Annotated in this window: 15 protein-coding genes and 1 riboswitch; of the genes, 11 read left to right on the top strand and 4 right to left on the bottom strand. The window is 59.5% G+C overall.

Annotated elements, in window-relative coordinates; genetic code table 11:
- Nucleotides 1-66 precede the first annotated feature (66 nt).
- A riboswitch (TPP riboswitch) is annotated at nt 67-174 on the top strand.
- A 57-nt stretch (nt 175-231) separates the two neighbouring features.
- From thiC to ACFOYU_RS19305, 9 genes are all read left to right on the top strand, one after another.
- A complete protein-coding gene (thiC, locus tag ACFOYU_RS19345) occupies nt 232-2079 on the top strand; it encodes a phosphomethylpyrimidine synthase ThiC (RefSeq protein ID WP_377034869.1) in 1848 nt (615 codons plus the stop codon).
- 1207 nt (nt 2080-3286) lie between these two features.
- The gene (locus ACFOYU_RS19340; RefSeq protein ID WP_377034868.1) at nt 3287-4474 is read left to right on the top strand and encodes a tyrosine-type recombinase/integrase; all 1188 of its coding nucleotides are present in this window, start codon (nt 3287-3289) and stop codon (nt 4472-4474) included.
- Nucleotides 4475-4543: 69 nt separating this feature from the next.
- Nucleotides 4544-5317 (top strand): hypothetical protein, encoded by a 774-nt coding sequence (locus ACFOYU_RS19335; RefSeq protein WP_377034867.1) that lies wholly within the window; start codon nt 4544-4546, stop codon nt 5315-5317.
- Nucleotides 5318-5471: 154 nt separating this feature from the next.
- A complete protein-coding gene (locus ACFOYU_RS19330; protein WP_377034866.1) occupies nt 5472-5621 on the top strand; it encodes a helix-turn-helix domain-containing protein in 150 nt (49 codons plus the stop codon).
- Between the two features lie 103 nt (nt 5622-5724).
- Complete coding sequence (locus tag ACFOYU_RS19325; protein WP_377034865.1) at nt 5725-6441, top strand: hypothetical protein; 717 nt, start codon at nt 5725-5727, stop codon at nt 6439-6441.
- A complete protein-coding gene (locus ACFOYU_RS19320; RefSeq protein WP_377034864.1) occupies nt 6442-8223 on the top strand; it encodes a DUF927 domain-containing protein in 1782 nt (593 codons plus the stop codon). It abuts the gene before it with no gap.
- Nucleotides 8223-8789, top strand: coding sequence for a hypothetical protein (locus tag ACFOYU_RS19315; RefSeq protein ID WP_377034863.1), 567 nt, complete (start codon nt 8223-8225; stop codon nt 8787-8789). Before ACFOYU_RS19320 ends, ACFOYU_RS19315 begins: the two co-directional genes overlap by 1 nt.
- Nucleotides 8790-8930: 141 nt before the next feature.
- Nucleotides 8931-9575: a hypothetical protein gene (locus tag ACFOYU_RS19310; protein WP_377034862.1), complete on the top strand. Its 645-nt coding sequence runs from the start codon at nt 8931-8933 to the stop codon at nt 9573-9575.
- 125 nt (nt 9576-9700) lie between these two features.
- On the top strand, nt 9701-11053 hold the full coding sequence (locus tag ACFOYU_RS19305; protein ID WP_377034861.1) for an IS1380 family transposase: 1353 nt from the start codon (nt 9701-9703) through the stop codon (nt 11051-11053).
- A gap of 1007 nt (nt 11054-12060) precedes the next feature.
- Here ACFOYU_RS19305 and ACFOYU_RS19300 read toward each other — a convergent pair.
- The 3 genes from ACFOYU_RS19300 to ACFOYU_RS19290 all read right to left on the bottom strand — a co-directional run bounded on the left by ACFOYU_RS19300 (nt 12061) and on the right by ACFOYU_RS19290 (nt 15967).
- Entirely contained in the window at nt 12061-13728 is a 1668-nt protein-coding gene (locus ACFOYU_RS19300; RefSeq protein WP_377034860.1) for a hypothetical protein, read from the bottom strand.
- A gap of 106 nt (nt 13729-13834) precedes the next feature.
- Entirely contained in the window at nt 13835-15160 is a 1326-nt protein-coding gene (locus tag ACFOYU_RS19295; RefSeq protein ID WP_377034859.1) for an HlyD family efflux transporter periplasmic adaptor subunit, read from the bottom strand.
- Between the two features lie 540 nt (nt 15161-15700).
- On the bottom strand, nt 15701-15967 hold the full coding sequence (locus ACFOYU_RS19290; protein WP_377034858.1) for a trypco2 family protein: 267 nt from the start codon (nt 15965-15967) through the stop codon (nt 15701-15703).
- A 965-nt stretch (nt 15968-16932) separates the two neighbouring features.
- Here ACFOYU_RS19290 and ACFOYU_RS19285 point away from each other — a divergent pair.
- On the top strand, nt 16933-17295 hold the full coding sequence (locus ACFOYU_RS19285; protein ID WP_377034857.1) for a hypothetical protein: 363 nt from the start codon (nt 16933-16935) through the stop codon (nt 17293-17295).
- A gap of 97 nt (nt 17296-17392) precedes the next feature.
- Here the strand turns inward: ACFOYU_RS19285 and ACFOYU_RS19280 are convergent, their stop codons facing one another.
- On the bottom strand, nt 17393-17575 hold the full coding sequence (locus tag ACFOYU_RS19280) for a hypothetical protein (RefSeq protein WP_377034856.1): 183 nt from the start codon (nt 17573-17575) through the stop codon (nt 17393-17395).
- Between the two features lie 223 nt (nt 17576-17798).
- Between ACFOYU_RS19280 and ACFOYU_RS19275 the strand changes: the two genes are divergently transcribed.
- A complete protein-coding gene (locus ACFOYU_RS19275) occupies nt 17799-18143 on the top strand; it encodes a transposase (RefSeq protein WP_377034855.1) in 345 nt (114 codons plus the stop codon).
- Nucleotides 18144-18241 lie beyond the last annotated feature (98 nt).

Here is an 18241-nt window from a genome sequence, read left to right as displayed (position 1 = left end):
TTGGCAAGCATCGCGTCGTCCGCTCGCATGCTGGTTGACAGCCAGGAGTGCCTCGCCGAAGATCAGTGCTGTTCCGAGGGGAGCCCTGTGAGGGGCTGAGAGTCGGCTGATCCGCCGTGACCCTTGAACCTGATCCGGGTCATACCGGCGGAGGGACTGGAACTATCGAGCACGACGTTATCCCTCAGCTCGCTTTGCCCGGATCTCCCTTTGTTCAAGAGGAGAGATCCAGTGACCATCTTCGTCGATAAGCCCAGGGGTGTCCCCCAATCCGTAACCACCGGCCCGATTCAGGGATCGCGCAAGATCTATGCCGTGCCAGCTGGTCACCCCGATATCCGGGTTCCCTTCCGCGAGATCGTTTTGACGGATCCCAATGAGGCCCCCGTGCGCGTTTACGATCCATCTGGCCCCTACACCCAGGACGAAGCGGCCATCGATCTTGGAAAGGGGCTTCCACTCGTGCGCGAATCCTGGATTGCAGCGCGGAACTTTGCGGCGATCGAGGCCCGGCCGGTGAGGCCCGAGGACAACGGAAATGTCTCGGCTGACGCGCTTGTGGAGCCGTGCCCGGCCGAGCGCATCGTGCGCCGTGCCGCGCTAGGCCAGATGGTCACGCAATACGAGTTCGCACGAGCCGGAATCGTCACCGAGGAGATGATCTTCGTCGCACATCGCGAGAACCTGTGCCGGGAAGCCATGCTGGCGGAGGCCGAGGTGCGGATCGCCGATGGAGAGAGCTTCGGCGCCGCCATTCCGCCATTCATCACCCCGGAATTCGTGCGTCAGGAGGTCGCCCGAGGTCGCGCCGTTATCCCGGCCAACATCAACCATCCGGAACTGGAGCCGATGGTGATCGGGCGCAACTTCCTGGTCAAGATCAACGCCAACATTGGCAATTCCGCCGTAATCTCGACCGCGGCCGACGAAGTGGAAAAGCTCGTCTGGGCGATCCGTTGGGGCGCCGACACGGTGATGGACCTCTCCACCGGTCGCAACATCCACAACATCCGGTCCTGGATCATGCGCAACTCGCCGGTGCCTATCGGCACGGTGCCGATCTATCAGGCTCTGGAAAAGGTGGGGGGCGATCCGGTGAAGCTCGATTGGGAGGTGTTCAAAGACACCCTCATCGAACAGGCCGAGCAGGGCGTCGACTACTTCACCATCCATGCGGGCGTTCGCTTGCCGTATGTGCCGCTTACGGCCAATCGCGTCACGGGCATCGTCTCCCGCGGCGGCTCGATCATGGCGCGCTGGTGTCTGGCGCATCATCGCGAGAGCTTCCTCTACACGCATTTCGATGAGATCTGCGACATCATGCGAGCCTATGACGTCTCGTTCTCACTGGGCGACGGGCTGCGCCCCGGTTCCATTGCCGATGCGAACGACGCCGCCCAGTTTGCGGAGCTGGAGACCCTCGGGGAGCTCACGAGGGTGGCCTGGGAGAAGGGCTGTCAGGTGATGATCGAGGGGCCTGGCCATGTCCCGATGCACAAGATCAAGATGAATATGGACAAGCAGCTCCGCGAATGCGGAGAGGCGCCGTTCTACACTCTCGGCCCGCTCACCACCGACATCGCTCCCGGATACGACCACATCACGTCGGGCATCGGTGCTGCCATGATCGGCTGGTTCGGCACGGCGATGCTCTGTTACGTGACGCCCAAGGAACATCTCGGCCTGCCAAATCGGGATGACGTCAAGACGGGGGTGATTACGTACAAGATCGCGGCCCATGCGGCGGACCTCGCGAAAGGGCACCCGGCAGCGCAGGTTCGGGACGATGCGTTGTCGCGCGCCCGCTTCGACTTCCGCTGGGAGGATCAGTTCAATCTGTCTCTCGATCCGGATACGGCGCGCGCCTACCACGACGAGACCTTGCCGAAGGACGCGCACAAGGTGGCGCATTTCTGTTCGATGTGCGGACCGAAATTCTGTTCGATGAAGATCACACAGGATCTACGGGCGGAGGTGGCGGCGATGACCCCTGAGGCTCAGGAGCAGTTGGCCGGTATGCGTGCCAAGAGCCAAGAGTTTCTGGCCGGCGGTGGCAAGCTTTACGTCGACCCACGCTAACACCGCCAATGTGATGGACGCGGATACTGTCTCACGGATTCGCGTCCGTCACGCAAAATGCAGGTTCATAAGGCATTGGGCAAAGCTGCCTGGCCGGATGTCGAAGCTTCATTCGGCAGGCGCAATGGAATAGCCTGAGACGGCTCGGATGGAAAATGCTTCTCCGCGAGCCCGATGGGCGGTCCTGAACAACAGGGGCATCTGGTATATTCGAGAGGCGTCGTTCCGCAGGAAGCTCCGCACGAGGGCAAAGCTGTGCAGTGTATGATGGAACTGATCCAAAATTGGGCAGTTCATCCGGCAAGTCAATCTATGCTGGTAGAGGCTGCAATGCGATCCCCGAGCCTCCTCACCTCCGCTATGGTCGGAGCCCTCCTCGTCTCGGCGGCCTTTTGGATTGCGGCCTTCATTCAGATCGAGATTTGATCTGTCGCTCCCGGTATGGCTCAGCGGAGGACATCGAACTGCTGCTGCTTGGTGTGTCGGAATTCTGGTCGCTCGGGGTCGCCGGCATCCACTCTTGCGGGAACAAGAGCAAGGCAGATCCTGACCGGGCCTGACACCAGCCCTCACGCGGAGCATCCCATTTCAGCACTGCAGTGCGTTCTCCATCCGGAAGCGTTATCCGGCCTAGGATAACCGTTCCGTCCTTCGGGGCCGTCTCGATAGGTTGCCACCCATCCATTGTGCAGGCTCCTTCCGTCGAATCAGGCAGAGCAGGCTAGCTCCACCAACCTGAATGCTCCCTGCAGATGTGACGGTGGGGCTGCCAGAGGAGAGGCAATAGTGGAACCCCATAAGGCTGCGCCTGATCGCCCCTAGGCCGCATCCGGCGCCCTTCCGGTCCGTATCTACCCCTGCGACGGGGCTTCGGCCCACGAACGACGGAGCGCTCCGGGGACACCACAGCGGCAACAGAGATCAGCTTCGGGGATGTTTCCGGGGGCGCCGCAAGCGTCAGTTCGTGCCTCTTGTGGCAGGACGGCAGCTGCGAACCCGAGCCGGGCTTCAATGGACAAGGTCTTCTAGGGAACAATGGCGGAGAGGGGGTCCGTCGTACTCCAGTACAGGGATGATCGCTGGTGCTCGCAATATCCCTGATTTCTCTGAGAATTTTGCGACTCTACGGCTGGCATTGTTCGCCAAAGATCGCCACAATCCGGCATCGTTGTTGGGGCCCGTGTTGGGGCCGCTTTGAGATACGGACATGGCACGAACTACGAGCAGGCTCTCCGCCCGAGCTGTCGCGACCCTTAAGAAACCAGGCCGGCATGCTGATGGTGGGGGCCTTTACCTTGCGATCTCCGCAGATGGATCCCGCCGCCGTTGGGTGTTTCTCTTCCGCTGGAAAGAACCCAGCCAGACAGGTGTCGGCAAACTTCGGGAGATGGGCCTTGGCAGTGCCAGCACCGTCAGTTTGGCGCGAGCCCGCGAACTCGCGGCTCAGGCGCGGGCTCAACTGGCCGAAGGCCGCAACCCTCTGACAGTTCGCGGCGATGAGAGGACGATCCCGACGTTCGGGGGCATGGCGGACGAGGTTGTGGCAGCTCTTGAGACCGGCTGGCGCAACCCTAAGCACCGAGATCAATGGCGTATGACCCTCACCACCTACTGCGAGCCAATCCGGTCTATGCCCGTGGATGCGGTCACCACCGAGCATGTGCTAAGCATTCTGCAGCCGTTATGGAGCAAGGTCCCAGAGACCGCCTCCCGTCTGAGAGGTCGAATCGAGAAGGTGCTCGATGCCGCTAAAGCCAAAGGCTACAGGACCGGCGAAAACCCAGCGCGTTGGCGCGGACACCTCGATCATCTGCTCCCAAAGCGGCAGAAGCTCACCCGTGGCCACCACAAGGCACTGGCGTACGAAAAGGTGCCACCGCTCGTCGCCCGTCTGCGCCAGACCGGCTCGGTGAGCGCGCTCTGTCTGGAGTTCACGATCCTGACTGCCGCTCGCAGCGGTGAGGCTATGGGTGCGCGCTGGGAGGAGTTCAACCTAGAGAAGGGGATCTGGACAGTCCCCAAGGAGCGGATGAAGGCAGGCCGCGAGCATCGGGTGCCGCTCTCCCGGCGGGCTAAGGAGATCTTATCGAGAATGAGCGAGATCCGGACCGGCGATCTCGTGTTTCCTGGCCTGAAGCGGGATCGGCCTTTGTCCACGATGGCTCTGGAGATGGTCATGCGGCGGATGAAGGTGGACGCGACGGTTCATGGCTTCCGGTCAGCCTTCCGCGACTGGGCCGCCGAGCAGACCAGTGTGCCGCGTGAGGTGGCGGAGGCTGCATTGGCTCACGTGATTGAGAACAAAGTCGAGGCGGCGTATCGCCGGACGGATCTATTCGAGAAGCGCCGCGCCCTAATGGAGCAGTGGGCTGAACATTGTGAGCTTCAGCCGTAGTTCCCAGTCGGCACGGGGAGACCCCCTGTCAAACCCAAAAAGGCAAGAGGCGCAATCAGGAGAGAGTTCATGAGCAGCAGTGGGCCCTGGAAGGTCGATGTAAGCAGGCTGGTTCTCACTCCAGAGGTGCGCAGGGCTGTAGTGGTTGAATTGAAGGAGAGGCGACTCCACGTCTTTCGCGAGGAGACGCGCCAGATCCGGTTTATGGCTGGTATAGGAGTTGCCCTTGAAAGTACCCGTCTTCGTAGCGGTGCGGGTCCTAATCGTGATGCACCAGAATTCAAGCGCATAAGAAAGCACCTCGAAGGATTGCAGAAGGAGTTGTCGAGACTACCGGAGTGGCAAAGAGCCGAGTTCGACCTCGCCGCAGAACATGAGGCTAGGGCATGGTTGCACGTACATTGGAAAGAGGCTGCCAATGCTGCAGCCGGCGAGAGCGCCGGTGCTATGAGTATCGCTACCGATGAGGTCCCCTTCGGTCCAAAAACGATGCTGGGACGAGTTGTTCCCATAAGTGAGGACGGCATTAACTGGCGCATCGGCTTGTCATCCGACTATCTCCTCGATCGATTCCAGTGGGAGTGTGGCATCTTCACAGCGGCCGCAAGCAAGGTGATTGCGTCCTATGCTGACCTGCCGCCACAGCACAATTACGTGGGGCCGCCACCCGCGATAATCCGTCTGATCGGATTGTTGGGTCACGCATGGAGACGAGCATTCGATCAAGAGCCGGGTGATGAACCCAACGGCGCGTTCGGGAAGGTTGTGACCACACTACTCTCCACGCTCGGAATAAAGAAGAATCTTAGTCGTAGGTCTTTGAAAAGAGCGCTCAAACGCTGAAATACGTCCAGTTGGGGATGCAGAAAGTTCAAACCCGACGTATCTGATCTCCCGCTTCCGCTGGAGTCTCTGGAGGAACGCTGTTGTTCGCATACAGCAGCTCAACCCGGAGATCATTATGCACCCTCGCGCCTCCCCCTCAGAGCCCCTTGTCGTGTCAGTCAACGAGGGCCGCCGTCTGGCCGGTCTTGGCCGCACCAAGTTCTACGAGCTCATCAACCAAGGCAAGGTGAAGACCGTCACGATCGGCCGCCGCCGCCTCGTGTTCGTTGCCTCCATTCGCGAGATGCTGGAGGGCCGCTAAGTCCGGCCCACCACCTCTGACGACGTTCCACACCAAACCCGAAGACAAGCGACCTTCATCTTGCGCGCGGCCTCGCTCGGGTTGGAAATTTGGAAACTTTCACGTGAAAATTTCAGGATCTTACCAGCACGATTGTGCCGCGTGCCGGTCGCGTCTGTCGACGCAGAACAAGCGCCTGCTTGTCAGCTCTAACGCTGCTGTTTCTGCTCTTCGCCGCCGGATCGAAGGCCACCACCATGATGGCCTGCAGGGTGCCCACACTCTGGAGTTCATTGGCGGGACTCTGGCCTCCTGCTGGGAGCCGTCCGGTTTCGTTGTCGCGCAGTTCCAGCACCAGGGCGTCGACAAAGAGACCCTCACGAAGGCATCAATCCGCGAGGGAACGGTCGTGTGGGCTGGTGCCTACCGCTTCGCGTTCTCGCAGCTGTGCCGCTCCTGCGGAGACGGGGAGGGTGAGCCGGCCTTTGTTTTCCCGATCCGCGACTTCAATGGCCGTCTGGTAGACCTTGCAGCCTGGGATCCCAAGACGGACCGCTTCGGCACCTGGCTCGGGGTCGGCTGGGCCCTCGGGCAGAACTCGGTTCTCCGTCCGCGTCTGTCCGGAGGCCTGCCCGTGCATCGTACGCCGTGGGGTTGGCTGCACGCTGGCGGCAAAGGGATCGTAATTGCCGATACCCATAAGGCGCGCAACTACTTGATCGATGCGGGCCCGCTGCTTGCGGAGGACAAGAAGCACAGCCGCGAGCTGGCCGCTGCGCTCGTGCAGCCCCTTCCGCGCATCCTCGTCGCATCCGCGGCGACGGCTTCGAGGGAGGGCTAGATGGACGCTCCTGTCGAAAATTACATTGGCGCGGCCGACCTTCCGCCGAACACGTCGGGTTCCACTCCTGTTCTGCCGGACGGCTTCCTGCTGGAGAATAGCGGCCTTTTTTATAGCAAGAGTGAAAGCAGTGCGCCGGTCAAGATAGCCGGTCCTTTGGTGGTGAGTGGTCTCGCTCGCGATCCGAAAGGTCATGATTGGGGTATCCTCCTGACCTGGAAGGACCGCGATGGTAAGCCCCATTTGGCGGTTCTCCCTCAGGCAGACCTGATTGGTGAGGGGGCGGACGTATTCCGTCCCCTCGCGTCCGGAGGCCTGTGGATCTCGCCCAAGGCAGCTCATAAGAGCCTGCTGAAGGAGTTTCTGCTCGGGCTCACCTGCGACATGCGTGTGCGTCTGGTGAAGCAGGCTGGCTGGTACGGCTATGCCTTCGTTCTGCCCACCGGCACCATCGGCGCCGCCGCCGGCGAGCAGATGATGTTCGAGGGCAAGGCCGATGCAGCCCGCTATGCCACCGCCGGTACCTTGGAGGACTGGAAGGAAGGGGTGGCGCGCCTGTGCTCGGGCAACACCCGCGCAGTGTTCGCCTGCTCCGTGGCCTTCGCCGGCCCGCTCAACGATCTGCTGCAGGGGGAGGGCGGTGGTTTCCATCTCGTCGGTCCCTCCAGTGTTGGCAAGACCACGCTGCTCGTAGTGGCAGGAAGTGTTTTCGGTGGCGGTGGTCGGATGGGTTTTGTTCAATCCTGGCACGGCACGGAGAACGGTCTCGAAAGCATTGCCCGGTCTCATTCCGGTACTGTTCTGGTGTTGGACGAGATGGGACAGGCCGATGGCCGCACGATCGGCAGCACCGTGTATATGCTGATCAACGGCATGGGCCGGGCACGCGCGACCCGCAATGCGGAGCTCAAGAGCCAGGCGAGCTGGCGTATCATGCTCTTATCTTCAGGCGAGGTCACTCTGGCGAACAAGATCGCCGAGGGCGGTCGCCAGCCCCGGGCAGGTCAGCTCGCGCGCATGCCGGATATCCCGGCGGATGCCGGCCAGGGCTACGGCACGTTCGAAGACACAAAGGGTATGGAGCCGGCAGCATTCTCGAAGGAGCTCAAGAACGCGGCGCTACGCACCTACGGCACGGTTGGGCTGGCATACATTGAAGGTCTGGCCGCAGATCCGATAGGAGTCGAAAGTGGAGCGCGTATTCGGATCCGGGAGATCACCAGCAAGCTCCTCGATGGCATTCCGCCGTCGGACGGACAGGCGCATCGCGTCGCCGCGCGCTTTGCTCTAGTGGCTGTGGCCGGTGAGCTAGCACAGGTAATCCTGGACCTGCCGTGGGCTGAAGGCGAGGCGGAGCAGGCTGCTGTAGCGTGCTTTCAGGCCTTGCGGAGCACACGAGGTGGCGAAGGACCGGGCGAACTCGTGACGGCTGTGGAGGTGCTGCGCGCCACCACCCAGAGCCATGGCGAGAGCCGCTTCCGCAATCTTGAGCCGATGGCGTTCACCGATCCGTCGACCCCGGTCCAGCATGGCGCAATCCGCGACCTGCTGGGCTATCGCTTCTTGCATGACGGCGAGCTGGTGTGGGGCTTCACGGCCACGGGCTGGAAGGAGGTTGTCGGCGGTGTCGGCCAGCCCTCCACGGTCGCGAAGCTGCTGGCGGAAAACGGCGTGCTTGTCACCAGCGCGGATCCGGCCCACCGGCTGGCCAAGCGCATTGATGGTCGCACCCAGAACCTGTTCGCCGTGAAGGCGGACGCCCTTGAGACGTGGGGGGCGTAATGGCACCGAACCTTCCGGCGCTGCGCGCTTACCTGGCCCGGCTGACGAAAGCCACCCCGCCCAAAAAGGCGCGTGATGCTTGTGACGCTGTGATGCCAGGCGGCGCAAGCACTTACCTGTCACGCGGCATTGGGACGCTTGTGACACCGGCTTCGGCTTTCAAATACCCGCACCTCGTTCACGAGGAGGGTGCATGCCGGGCAAGTTCCAATGGTAACCTCGAGGAGCGTGAAGCCATGGCTCTGGAGGGCGGGGTCTCCCCCGCCTTCGCCCGGGTGTTCGCGGCCTTGCAGGTGGCTCGACCGGCGAGCGTGGACGTGGCCCGCTGGTACCAGGCCATCAACGATTTTGGTGTGTTTCTGGACAGCTGGAGCAGCACGGCCGAGCGGCTCGGGTGGACGGCTCGCGACATCATCAGCCCGCAGTTCACGCCCACGGCTCTGGCTTGGGCACTTCAGGGTGCGCAGGTGATTGGCCTCACGGCAACAAGTGCCCGTCTCTCGGACGGGCGCACCTTCGTCCGAGCCTCTGCCGAAGAAATCATCATGGCCGACATCAAACCATAGAAGGGGCGAGAGCGGGAGCTGGCTGAGCCGAGTGCTCAAGTTCATGGACCCCTGCAAGACGTGTAGGAATTGTGGGGGTCGAATTTTTTATGCGTAGAGAATTAGCGTTTGCCAGAAAATTTAGGAATGGAGGGCGAATAAATGGCGAGAAGTGGCGGCGGGCGTCCAACGGTCGAAAACAGCATCACGCTTGACCTTCGGCATCTGATACGCGCCGGTCTCGGGTCAGGCTCCCCGCAATCCGGAAATCTGCAATGGACATGGCCGAACAGCAGGCAACCTGTTTGCTACATCGAGTATCAGGCTGCCTTCGGCGAGAATACCGGCACTCTGGAAATGGCTAGCATCAACCGTTTCAACTCGCTTGGAGAACCTTTCCGCGTGGGAGGGCAGAGGATCCACCTGGTCACGACCACTCCACCCTATGGTGGTCGGCGCTGGTGGTTTGTGTGCCCGTCGACAGGCCGTCGCGTGATGAAGCTGTATCTGCCATATGGGGCACGCATCTTCGCGTCCCAAAAAGCTTATCGCCTGGGGTATGCCGTGCAGCGGGAGGGTGCTCTGGATCAAGCCCGCAGGAGGACCCGTAAGGCCCGGAAGCGGATTGGTGGCAGTTCGAACCTAACGGAGAAGTTGCCGTTCAAGCCGAAGTGGATGCGCTGGGCGACCTATTGGCGGCACATAGACGCTTGCCAGAAAGCGGAGGGGCAGATGCTGAAGTTCCTCCTAGCGGATACAGAGAAAATCTTGGGGCGCGCATCAAACCCTAACCCCCGAACAGGCTAGCTAGCCGTTCTTATGCACGAGGTGGCTGGAGAGGGCTGGCGGATGTAGCTTAAGGCCTTGAGGCAGCGTAGGATTTGGTTGCTGAGACCAACCCCTGCCACTGATTGCACTGTGCCACACCCGCCATGCCGGACGATACAACCGCAACGTTTCCGTTTCCAGCCGTGTCCCGCAAGAAGATCACCGCCGCTTTCGATGCTGGACGATTATCATCAGACGGCGGCGTCATGCTCCTCGCCCAGGCCGAGCGCCGGCTCGGGATCGCCGAGCGACTGGCGCACCTCATCCCGGACCGGCGCACCCCGGAGCGGACCAAGCACGCCATTCCTGACATGATCCGCGCCCGCATCTTCGCCATCGCTTGCGGCTACGAGGACTGCAACGACTTTGATCCGCTGCGGACGGATCCGGCCTTCAAGCTCGCCTGCGGGCACCTGCCGGAGACGGGGGTGGATCTGGCCTCGCAGCCAACGCTCTCGCGTCTGGAGAATGCGCCTACGATCCGCGATGCGATCCGGTTGACCTATGCCCTGGTCGACCAGTGGATGGACAGCTATGCCGCCCCACCGGATGGCGTGGTGCTGGATATCGACGACACCTGCGACGTGGTGCATGGGCACCAGCAACTGTCCTTGTTCAACGCCCATTATGATGAGCGCTGCTTTCTGCCGATCCATGTCTACGACAGCACCGGCCGACCGGTCGCCGTCGTGCTGCGGCCGGGCAAGACGCCCTCCGGCGTGGAGGTACGGGCGCATCTGCGACGCCTCGTGCGCCGCATCCGCACGCGCTGGCCGACCACGCAGATCACGATCCGCGGCGACAGTCACTATGCCCGCCCCGAGGTCATGGCCTTCTGCGAGCAGAGCGGCCTCAGTTATCTGTTCGGGCTGGCCGGGAGCCGACCGCTCACCAGCAAGGTGCAGGATGTCGCCGATGCGGTGCGCACCCGACGGGCGATCGAGGATCGTGAGGTGGTGCGGGATTTCGCTGAGACCAGGCACCGGGCCAAAAGCTGGTCGGGCGAGCGTCGCGCGATCGCCCGCATCGAGGCGACCCGCCTCGGGCTCGACATCCGCTTTGTGGTCACCAACCTGACCGGGACGAGCCCGCGCGTCGTCTACGAGGGCCTGTACTGTGCCCGCGGTCAGGCGGAGAATTGGATCAAGTTCCACAAAGCGCAACTTGCCTCCGACCGAACCTCGTGCCGCCGCGCGGTGGCCAACCAGGTCCGCCTCGTGCTGCATACGGCTGCCTACTGGCTGATGCTGTCCGTGCGCGAGGCCATCCCAACTGTCCGCGATCTGGCCTGGGCCGAGTTCGCCACGCTGCGGCTGCGCCTGCTCAAGATCGCCGTGCGGGTCCAGGAAACGGCGAGCCGCATCCGCTTGGCCTTTGCGTCCTGCTGTCCGGACGCTGACCTCTTCCGCGTCATAGCGGCGACACTCCTGCCCAGCCCGAGAGCAGCCTCGCCCTGAGCGCCGGGGCTGCCATCGCCCCAGTCACCCCATGTCTTCTCCGCCAACGCGTTCCTACGTTCCAAACCTCGCCGCGATGAAAAAGGCGCAACAGATTGGCTCGCCCAAGCCGCAAGTCAGGTCATCGCAACAAGCTCAGGTGAATACGATCGGTTAGCAAAGGTGCATATTGATCGTTGTTCAACCGTGCGCAACGATGCAGTGGAGCAGTGTGATCAGTCCGAGCGAGAGGCTGGTCGTGCTCTAAGTGCAGTGGTGGATTATGCCCCACCGGAAGATTGTGGATGGGTCAACCTCGACGCCATGCTCTTAAATCATCTTCACCAAATCACGGTAGAAAATTACATACCTGCAGCACCAACGCACGCAAACCAGGATGATCTCAACAGGACGCGAGACTGCGCTTGTACATCGACACCGAGGCGGTTTCTGACGAACCGCACCAACCTATAAGGCCAGGGTTAATGCAACAGTTCCGATAGGCATGCCGACGAGAGCTATCAGTGTCCTAAGCTGATCGCTTGAAGTATCTGTCGTCGCTCCGCGTCAACGCGCACGTGATCTGGTGACTCATCCAATAACTTGATATCCGTCAACCTGATCTAGGACAGTAATTGTAACCTGGACGTGCAGAGGGCTGTCAAAATCGACATGTAGGTAAAACTCGACGCCTCCGGGACCTCCTTCAGGATCGTGTGGGCCTATGTTGGTCACATAGATATTCGCGTCACCTAGATGCGGACGACCCGTCATGTCGTCCGGGTTTGGCGGATTTACGGGCTTCCACTCCGCGGCAGTAATAATGACCGCAGACCTTTTGTTGATAGCACCCCAATTGTGATTTAACCGTACTCTTCCCTGCACGTTCCGGTAGATAAGTCGAATTGACTGGGACATTGCGCTCTCCTTTGCTAATGCTTATCGTATAACAATTGCTTATCGAGGTTCCCAGTTAGCCCAGCTGCTGTCCTGCACTCCATTGCTCGGCCGCGCGGGTAGAAGCTTCATCACCTTCCGACAGACTTCACGGCTTCGGTCGGGCTGATCCAGATGTGTTTGACCGAGCGGATTGGGACCAGTTGCTCGCCCAAAGCACGGGTCTCCAACTGAGATTTGATGCTGTAGTTGAGGCTCTGGGTCGAAGCCTTATCCAAGTGCCATTGAACGACCCCGGTATACGGACCGTGAAGCTTCAGCTCCTGCTGAAAAGCGCCACCAAACTTCGGAAAGTCGACACCACCGCTACCACCTGCCGCTCCCGCCGCAGCATGACCGGCTTGTCCCGCAAGATCTAATCGGCCACTTGCGGCCAACTCCTCCCGGAACGCTCCAATCGCGTTCAATTCTTCAACGGTGAAATTCCTGTTGAGCTTTGCCACAACCTGCTCGACGCTCTCGGCGCGCGCCTTGTATCCGAGCGCCACCACGTCCTTCACGAGCAGCGCTGACGCCCCTTTTTCGGCCTTTGTTCCCACCCCCGGAATTAAGGCCGAGTAAAGTTTAGAGGGGTCACCGCGGAGTGTCGCCAAATCTTCGAAAATGCCACCTGCGAGAGCCCACCGATGTGACATTTCGACGTCTCCACCGAACAGGACGAGCCCCGTAGTTCCAAACATTATCTTCATGGGCGATGACGTCAGATCGAAGACGTAATCGAGATCGCCGCTCATACGAATCGTTTCTGTGATGTCCGCGCCGCTGAAGGCCAAGACGAGACCTGAGGAAGCCTGAGCGATGCCGGCCGCAAGGCCCATTGCACCAATCGGAGGCAACTCCGGGAGCGTCAGCACGCCGCTCCCTGCCAGGAACACGCCCTTAGCGAAATGTCCGAGACCAGTCGAAACTGCGGAATGCCGGATTTCCAGTGGATGGTCGCGTAGCTGGTTGACGGTAGATGCGAGTCTATATTCATCGCTCTGTGCCATTTGCACGGCCTTCGCCGCAGCCGCGTGCACGTCAAAACCATTAGTAATGCCGATGATTCTTGCCTTTCCTTCCGTAAGGGCTTGAATCGCGGCATAGCTTTCATCCGTCTCGGCTTGAATTAAGTTTGCGACGCTGGATTGGTTAAAATCGCTTTTCATGGTCGGCGGACTCGGGGCCCGGCTATAATTGCGTGTGACGGTATCATTTTCGGCAAGCAGATAAGGAGACGAAAGGAGGCTTGTCTGCCGAATGGCGCCGAACGGTGCGCCGCTCCGCATGCGCTCCGGCCCTTCGGCTTTGGCGAACGGATCGGAAGCAGGCAGTCCCGTAAAGGGATTCGGGTCCTCGATGCCCAAGGGCAGGCCAGAATAGATATCGACGTCGGCGCCGACAAAGGAAAACAGGTTTTCTCTCGGCATTGTGGCGCCACTATAGGGCTCGATTCCCCGTGATCGCTGGTTCTCATCACGTGCTCGCGGCGGCCCGCCAGAGATCCTTCCCAACGACGTCATAAGTGCATTGATCAACGCGGTGGATTGATCCTCGTACTTCTCCGGCTCCTTGGAGCCGACCGGACCGATATTGTCTCCAAAGTAGCCGGCGTTGCCAGTAAAGTCACCGTCCTTACCGATCGGCAAATGTCCTAAATAGCGCAGAATAGCTTCGATATCACTATAGTTAGGTCCTCCCGATCCACCGCTACCTCCATCTCCACCGCCGCCACCACCGGTTTCGCCTTCGCCAGGCATGAGGCGTCTCCTCTATATCGCGGCGGCAGTCCTGCTCGATCTCACTCAATCACTTAGAAGCAGCTCGCGCCGAACCAACAAAATATCCTGTATAAGGACGCTGTCTTCAGACTACTGTCATGACGGTATACTCGGCATCAAAACTATAGCCGAGCGGAACTATGAAATTGCCGCCACTGTCTAAGTTGTCGACCTTTATTATGACCTCCCAACGGCCGCCGCTTCCTGCTCCGCGAGCCGCAACAACGCTTCCCGTAAGCTTCGTGGTCCCGCCCGCAGAGCCGTTCAATGTTGTCGTCACGGTTGCGGTCGCACCAACCGGAATCGGCCCATAGTGTACGAGATTTGCAACAAGATGGATGACCGCATTGTCCTCGACTCGGACTACGGGTTCGCCTGCGCTCACCGCGTCACCGGGATTTTTGTAGATGCCCGTGACGATGCCTGGAACCGGCGATGTCAGGAACGATCTCAACAACGCGATTTGAAGTTGATAGACATCGCTGTCGAGAGATGCGAGTTCATTTTCAAAAATCTGCTCTAAGTGTGGTACAGTCTGCCCGAACATAAAAAATTCAAACTTCTGATCCCTTAAGCTTATTTGAGCACGTAGGTTTCTCGCTCGTGCTTCGAGAAAAGGTGTTCTGTATTCATAATCAACATGTGTTGACGATTGCGTAGCCCGCGCAGTGCCGTCGTTATTCGACATTTCGTAATTTACCCCGGTCGTCTGCACAGGTAAGGTTCCAGAAGGCACACTGGTGTAGGCAGCCTTTTTATAATAGCTGTTCCATATAGGTTTATCTTTATAAGGATCTGCCCCTTCCCACGGCTCTGCCGGGATGCGAGACGTTTGACTAAAGGTCCTCGCCACACTCTCCTGGTAGAACTTACCGATTCGCTGAGCCCGCCCTGTGCTCGTCGTTGTTGTTTCAAAGCTGCTGCTCGTCGCCTTCACGACACCCAATCGGTCGTCCTCCCTGTAGGCCTCCTGGAGATCCATCGACTGTTGTTGGGCAATGTCGCTCAGAATTTCGAGCAGGTTCGGGGTCGAAGCCGGCGAAGTTTTGGAGTAGTTGCCCCTAATTGTTGAAATGACTGAAGCAGAGTTGGCATGCCTCGAAAAGTAGACGTTTTGCCGAGTATTGACGGCCTTGTCCAGGAGGGCCTTCCTGTCCTCATTCCTGAGGGTAGCCAGGGAAAAATTTTGGGCAAAATTCACGATTCCGTCAGAATCGAATTGGAGACGTGAAGGGTCGCCGGCGATCGTCCCGCCGTTCTTCACAGTCCCACTAAACTGGTCGTATGGGATGACGTTCACGGCTGCGCCTAGTTGGGCTCTACACGTGTCAAGAATGCCGCCAACTTCGAAGCAAAGATAGGATGCGTGCACAGGCTGTGCGACCATCGCAATGATATTTGCAGTGCCCATTGCAGATCTTCCCCGTTGGCGGCTAGCTTAGTAAATCAAACAGTGCACGATTGAATCGGTGGCGCACTCCGCGTAAACGCCCGAAATATCGTTCACGGAAACCGAGAGGCACTCGCCCGGCTCTATGGTTCCCAGTCCTGTTTTGGCTCCCCCCGCGACAAGCGTTCCAACCGTAATCGGCTCACCGGCCTTATCGTTTGCGATGTGGAGAATGAAGGCTTTCTCAAATTTAAGATTCTGTGTGAGGCCGGACGACCCCCATAGATATCGCAGCCCGCGCACCTTGACCGTATAAGCCGGCGCATTCCAGAAGTTATTCGGTTCTCCGAGCCTTAGCACATCCATCGCAAGCACTCCCGCAAGCAGGGACGGAACTAGTAACAGTCTTTTCGTAGTTCACGTCATCGGATCATGGTTTGCCATCGGTCTCTCGTTAGCCGTTCTTTACTGTAGAACGGGCTGGTGGCGAAACAGATGAGACCTCGACCTCTTTGGCCCCATTCTCGTCGGCGGCCTCTGGAATTGGGGACAATCGCACGGTTAGTTGTTGTTAGTTTGATGAACCGGGGAGTTGCCGTCTTTGGTATCCTGTGTCGCGGGTCCGAGTACCCAGAATTGCGGTTTAGTGCTCGTCGGCGAGTCCGCAGATGCAACGAGCGTGTATGAGATATCTACCTGGAGCGTGACTCCATCAATGCTGAATTTGGAATCGTTCCTTTTTGCCTGCGCGCCGGCCGTGCTCAATTCTGCCTGCAGTGCTGTCAGATATTCCGCCAGGCCGAGTCCAGTGTCAGACGATCGAGACATCGCGATCTCCAATTTCTCCGACCTCCGTCAGGGTAGCCCTTTGAATCACGTTGGGATGGGCACGCGACAACTAGTGTAGATAGTATCTCTGCAGGATCTAACATTTTGTACCAGAATTTAGACATGCTGACGAGAAGGTTTCTAGAACATGAGGCTCTCATACCACTTTAGATTGACCCCGTTTTCTCAGCCACCCTTTAGCCGACTTGCAATCCGTACTGGACCGCAGAGGGGGGTATGCCCGTGTATGCGAGTGGGTGCGGACGCTGGCTGCCCGAGACGTTCACATTCGCAAAACTCAGATGCGAAAGATTTGAGATTTGCGAGAAGTTTAGGGACGTTGTCGTGGGCGGAGAATAACGGTTTGTCTAAAGCACTTCGACCGCAGCGCGCATCATCTCGTCGTTGACGTCGATATAGCGCTGCGTCGTTGAAAGGTGCTTGTGGCCAGCAAGAATCATGATTGCCATTGGTGAGCCGATAACCAGTATGACATATGTATTCGCTAGCAAAGGAAATCTGGGATCTTAGTCTGCGTGCGGTGCGACAAATATATTCCATCTATAATCTTGTCTGAGCGCGCCGCTGAGGCTATATGGTCCCTCGCGCCTCCTCTGCATGGTAGAGGAGTTTCAAGCATCTGTGAGGCACCTGCGCCTCTAACCCCCTCTGTTGCAGCTTATAGTGCTCGGCAGAGACGTTCGGAGCGATCCGGCGGGCAAACCCGGCGAGCACTTTAGTTCTGTCAATCCCAAACAGAACTAAGAGTGACTTGGCACTCAATCTCTCTTGAGAAGACCAAGAGAGGGGTGATCAGGGCCCTGATCAATGAGTGTAAGTAAAAAACTCGGGCTATAACCCCACTGCGCGGTGGCGGACATCAACCCTTAAGCAGGGTGGTGTGCCGCCGCGTCTGTCTTCTGGAAGCACGGCATACCATCCAGCTCAACTTGGATGGAACCTGTATGACCAACCAATCAAGTGATGAACAGGCCGTCGGTGAGACTGCAGGCCGGGAGCAGGACGTGCTACAGCACGTCCTTACAAAATTAGACTATCTTAATTCCCTTGCAATTGAGCAGACAGGCGTTGAGGCAGAAGGGCATAGGCGCGCCTTTAGCCGGATTAAGGAAGGCTATGCTTTCATCCTGGAGTGTCGGAGGTCAGGCGAGGTCCTGGATGCGTTTGTCGCTGAAGCCACGCGACGGCAGGTGCCGGCTCCGCGTCGGCACGATAACCCGTTCCTGATTTTTGCTCGCGCATCAACGGAACGCTTCAATCATGAGTATGGCCGGCTAGCCGAGCTGCAGCCACTCGGCCCGCAATGAGGAAGGCTAGAGCAGTTTGGGGTTGAACGGAATCGACGTGTCTGATTCCGTAGCGAGTGGGGCGTGAGCAGCGAGGCTCACCATGACCACACCGCTATCACAGGATCTGCGCCGGCGCATTGCCCGGGCCGTTGAGAAGGGCAGTTCGATCCGCCAGGCTGCCGCACGTTACGAGGTCAGCCCGTCGGCTGCCGTGAAGCTGATGCAGCGGGTCCGCAGGACTGGCTCGCTCGTCCCTGACCGGGTTGGTGGGCATCGCCGCCCGGTGCTGGAACCACATGAGGACCTACTCCGCCGCTTAGTTGCTGCCAAGTCCGGCATCACGCTGGCCGAGATCCGGGCTGAGTTAAGAGCCCGCGGGATCGTGGTGGCGGCTCTCTCCACCATCCTGCTCACCCTGCGCCGGCTTGGCCTGCGGCACAAAAAAAGACAGTCGGGCGGCCGAGCAGGACCGGCCGGATGTAGCCCGCGAGCGCCAGCGCTGGCGTGTGTGGCAGCGCTACATGGATAGTACCCGCTTCGTGTTCCTGGACGAGACGGGCGCCACCACCACGATGACGCGCCGTTATGGCTGGGGTCCCAAGGGCAAGCGCGTGGTAGATGCCACGCCGTGGGGACATTGGAAGGTCACTACCCTCGTGGCAGGCTTGCGCGCGAGCGGCCTGATTGCTCCGATGGTGCTCGATGGCCCAATGACCGGTGAGGTTTTCCGCGCCTATGTCGAGCAAGTGCTGATCCCAGAGCTCTCGCCCGGTGATGTGGTCGTGCTCGACAACCTGGCGGCCCACAAGGTGGCGGGCATCCGGGAGATGATCCAGGGTAAGCACTCGGCGTGGGCCCTCTTGTGAGAGTGCTGTTTGCACGTGACGTTCTGACCTTAAGGCTAGCTTTAAGGTCAGTAGATCAATGAAGATCGAAGTTCTCGGCACAGAGCGCCGGCGGCGCT

The organism is Microvirga sp. GCM10011540, assembly GCF_042650665.1.
Taxonomy (GTDB): domain Bacteria; phylum Pseudomonadota; class Alphaproteobacteria; order Rhizobiales; family Beijerinckiaceae; genus Microvirga; species Microvirga lenta.
The sequence above is the reverse complement of the archived record's forward strand: the minus strand, read 5'-3'. Positions and strand labels throughout refer to the sequence as shown.

What these genes read in the sequence shown, in the direction of transcription:
- ACFOYU_RS19340 (WP_377034868.1), top strand. Translation starts at nt 3,287, where the DNA reads ATGGCACGAACTACGAGCAGGCTCTCCGCCCGAGCTGTCGCGACCCTT.
- ACFOYU_RS19285 (WP_377034857.1), top strand. Translation starts at nt 16,933, where the DNA reads ATGACCAACCAATCAAGTGATGAACAGGCCGTCGGTGAGACTGCAGGC.
- ACFOYU_RS19305 (WP_377034861.1), top strand. Translation starts at nt 9,701, where the DNA reads ATGCCGGACGATACAACCGCAACGTTTCCGTTTCCAGCCGTGTCCCGC.
- ACFOYU_RS19315 (WP_377034863.1), top strand. Translation starts at nt 8,223, where the DNA reads ATGGCACCGAACCTTCCGGCGCTGCGCGCTTACCTGGCCCGGCTGACG.
- ACFOYU_RS19290 (WP_377034858.1), bottom strand. Translation starts at nt 15,967, where the DNA reads ATGTCTCGATCGTCTGACACTGGACTCGGCCTGGCGGAATATCTGACA.
- ACFOYU_RS19275 (WP_377034855.1), top strand. Translation starts at nt 17,799, where the DNA reads ATGGATAGTACCCGCTTCGTGTTCCTGGACGAGACGGGCGCCACCACC.
- ACFOYU_RS19335 (WP_377034867.1), top strand. Translation starts at nt 4,544, where the DNA reads ATGAGCAGCAGTGGGCCCTGGAAGGTCGATGTAAGCAGGCTGGTTCTC.
- ACFOYU_RS19320 (WP_377034864.1), top strand. Translation starts at nt 6,442, where the DNA reads ATGGACGCTCCTGTCGAAAATTACATTGGCGCGGCCGACCTTCCGCCG.
- ACFOYU_RS19280 (WP_377034856.1), bottom strand. Translation starts at nt 17,575, where the DNA reads ATGTGGTTCCAGCACCGGGCGGCGATGCCCACCAACCCGGTCAGGGAC.
- ACFOYU_RS19295 (WP_377034859.1), bottom strand. Translation starts at nt 15,160, where the DNA reads ATGGGCACTGCAAATATCATTGCGATGGTCGCACAGCCTGTGCACGCA.
- ACFOYU_RS19310 (WP_377034862.1), top strand. Translation starts at nt 8,931, where the DNA reads ATGGCGAGAAGTGGCGGCGGGCGTCCAACGGTCGAAAACAGCATCACG.
- ACFOYU_RS19300 (WP_377034860.1), bottom strand. Translation starts at nt 13,728, where the DNA reads ATGCCTGGCGAAGGCGAAACCGGTGGTGGCGGCGGTGGAGATGGAGGT.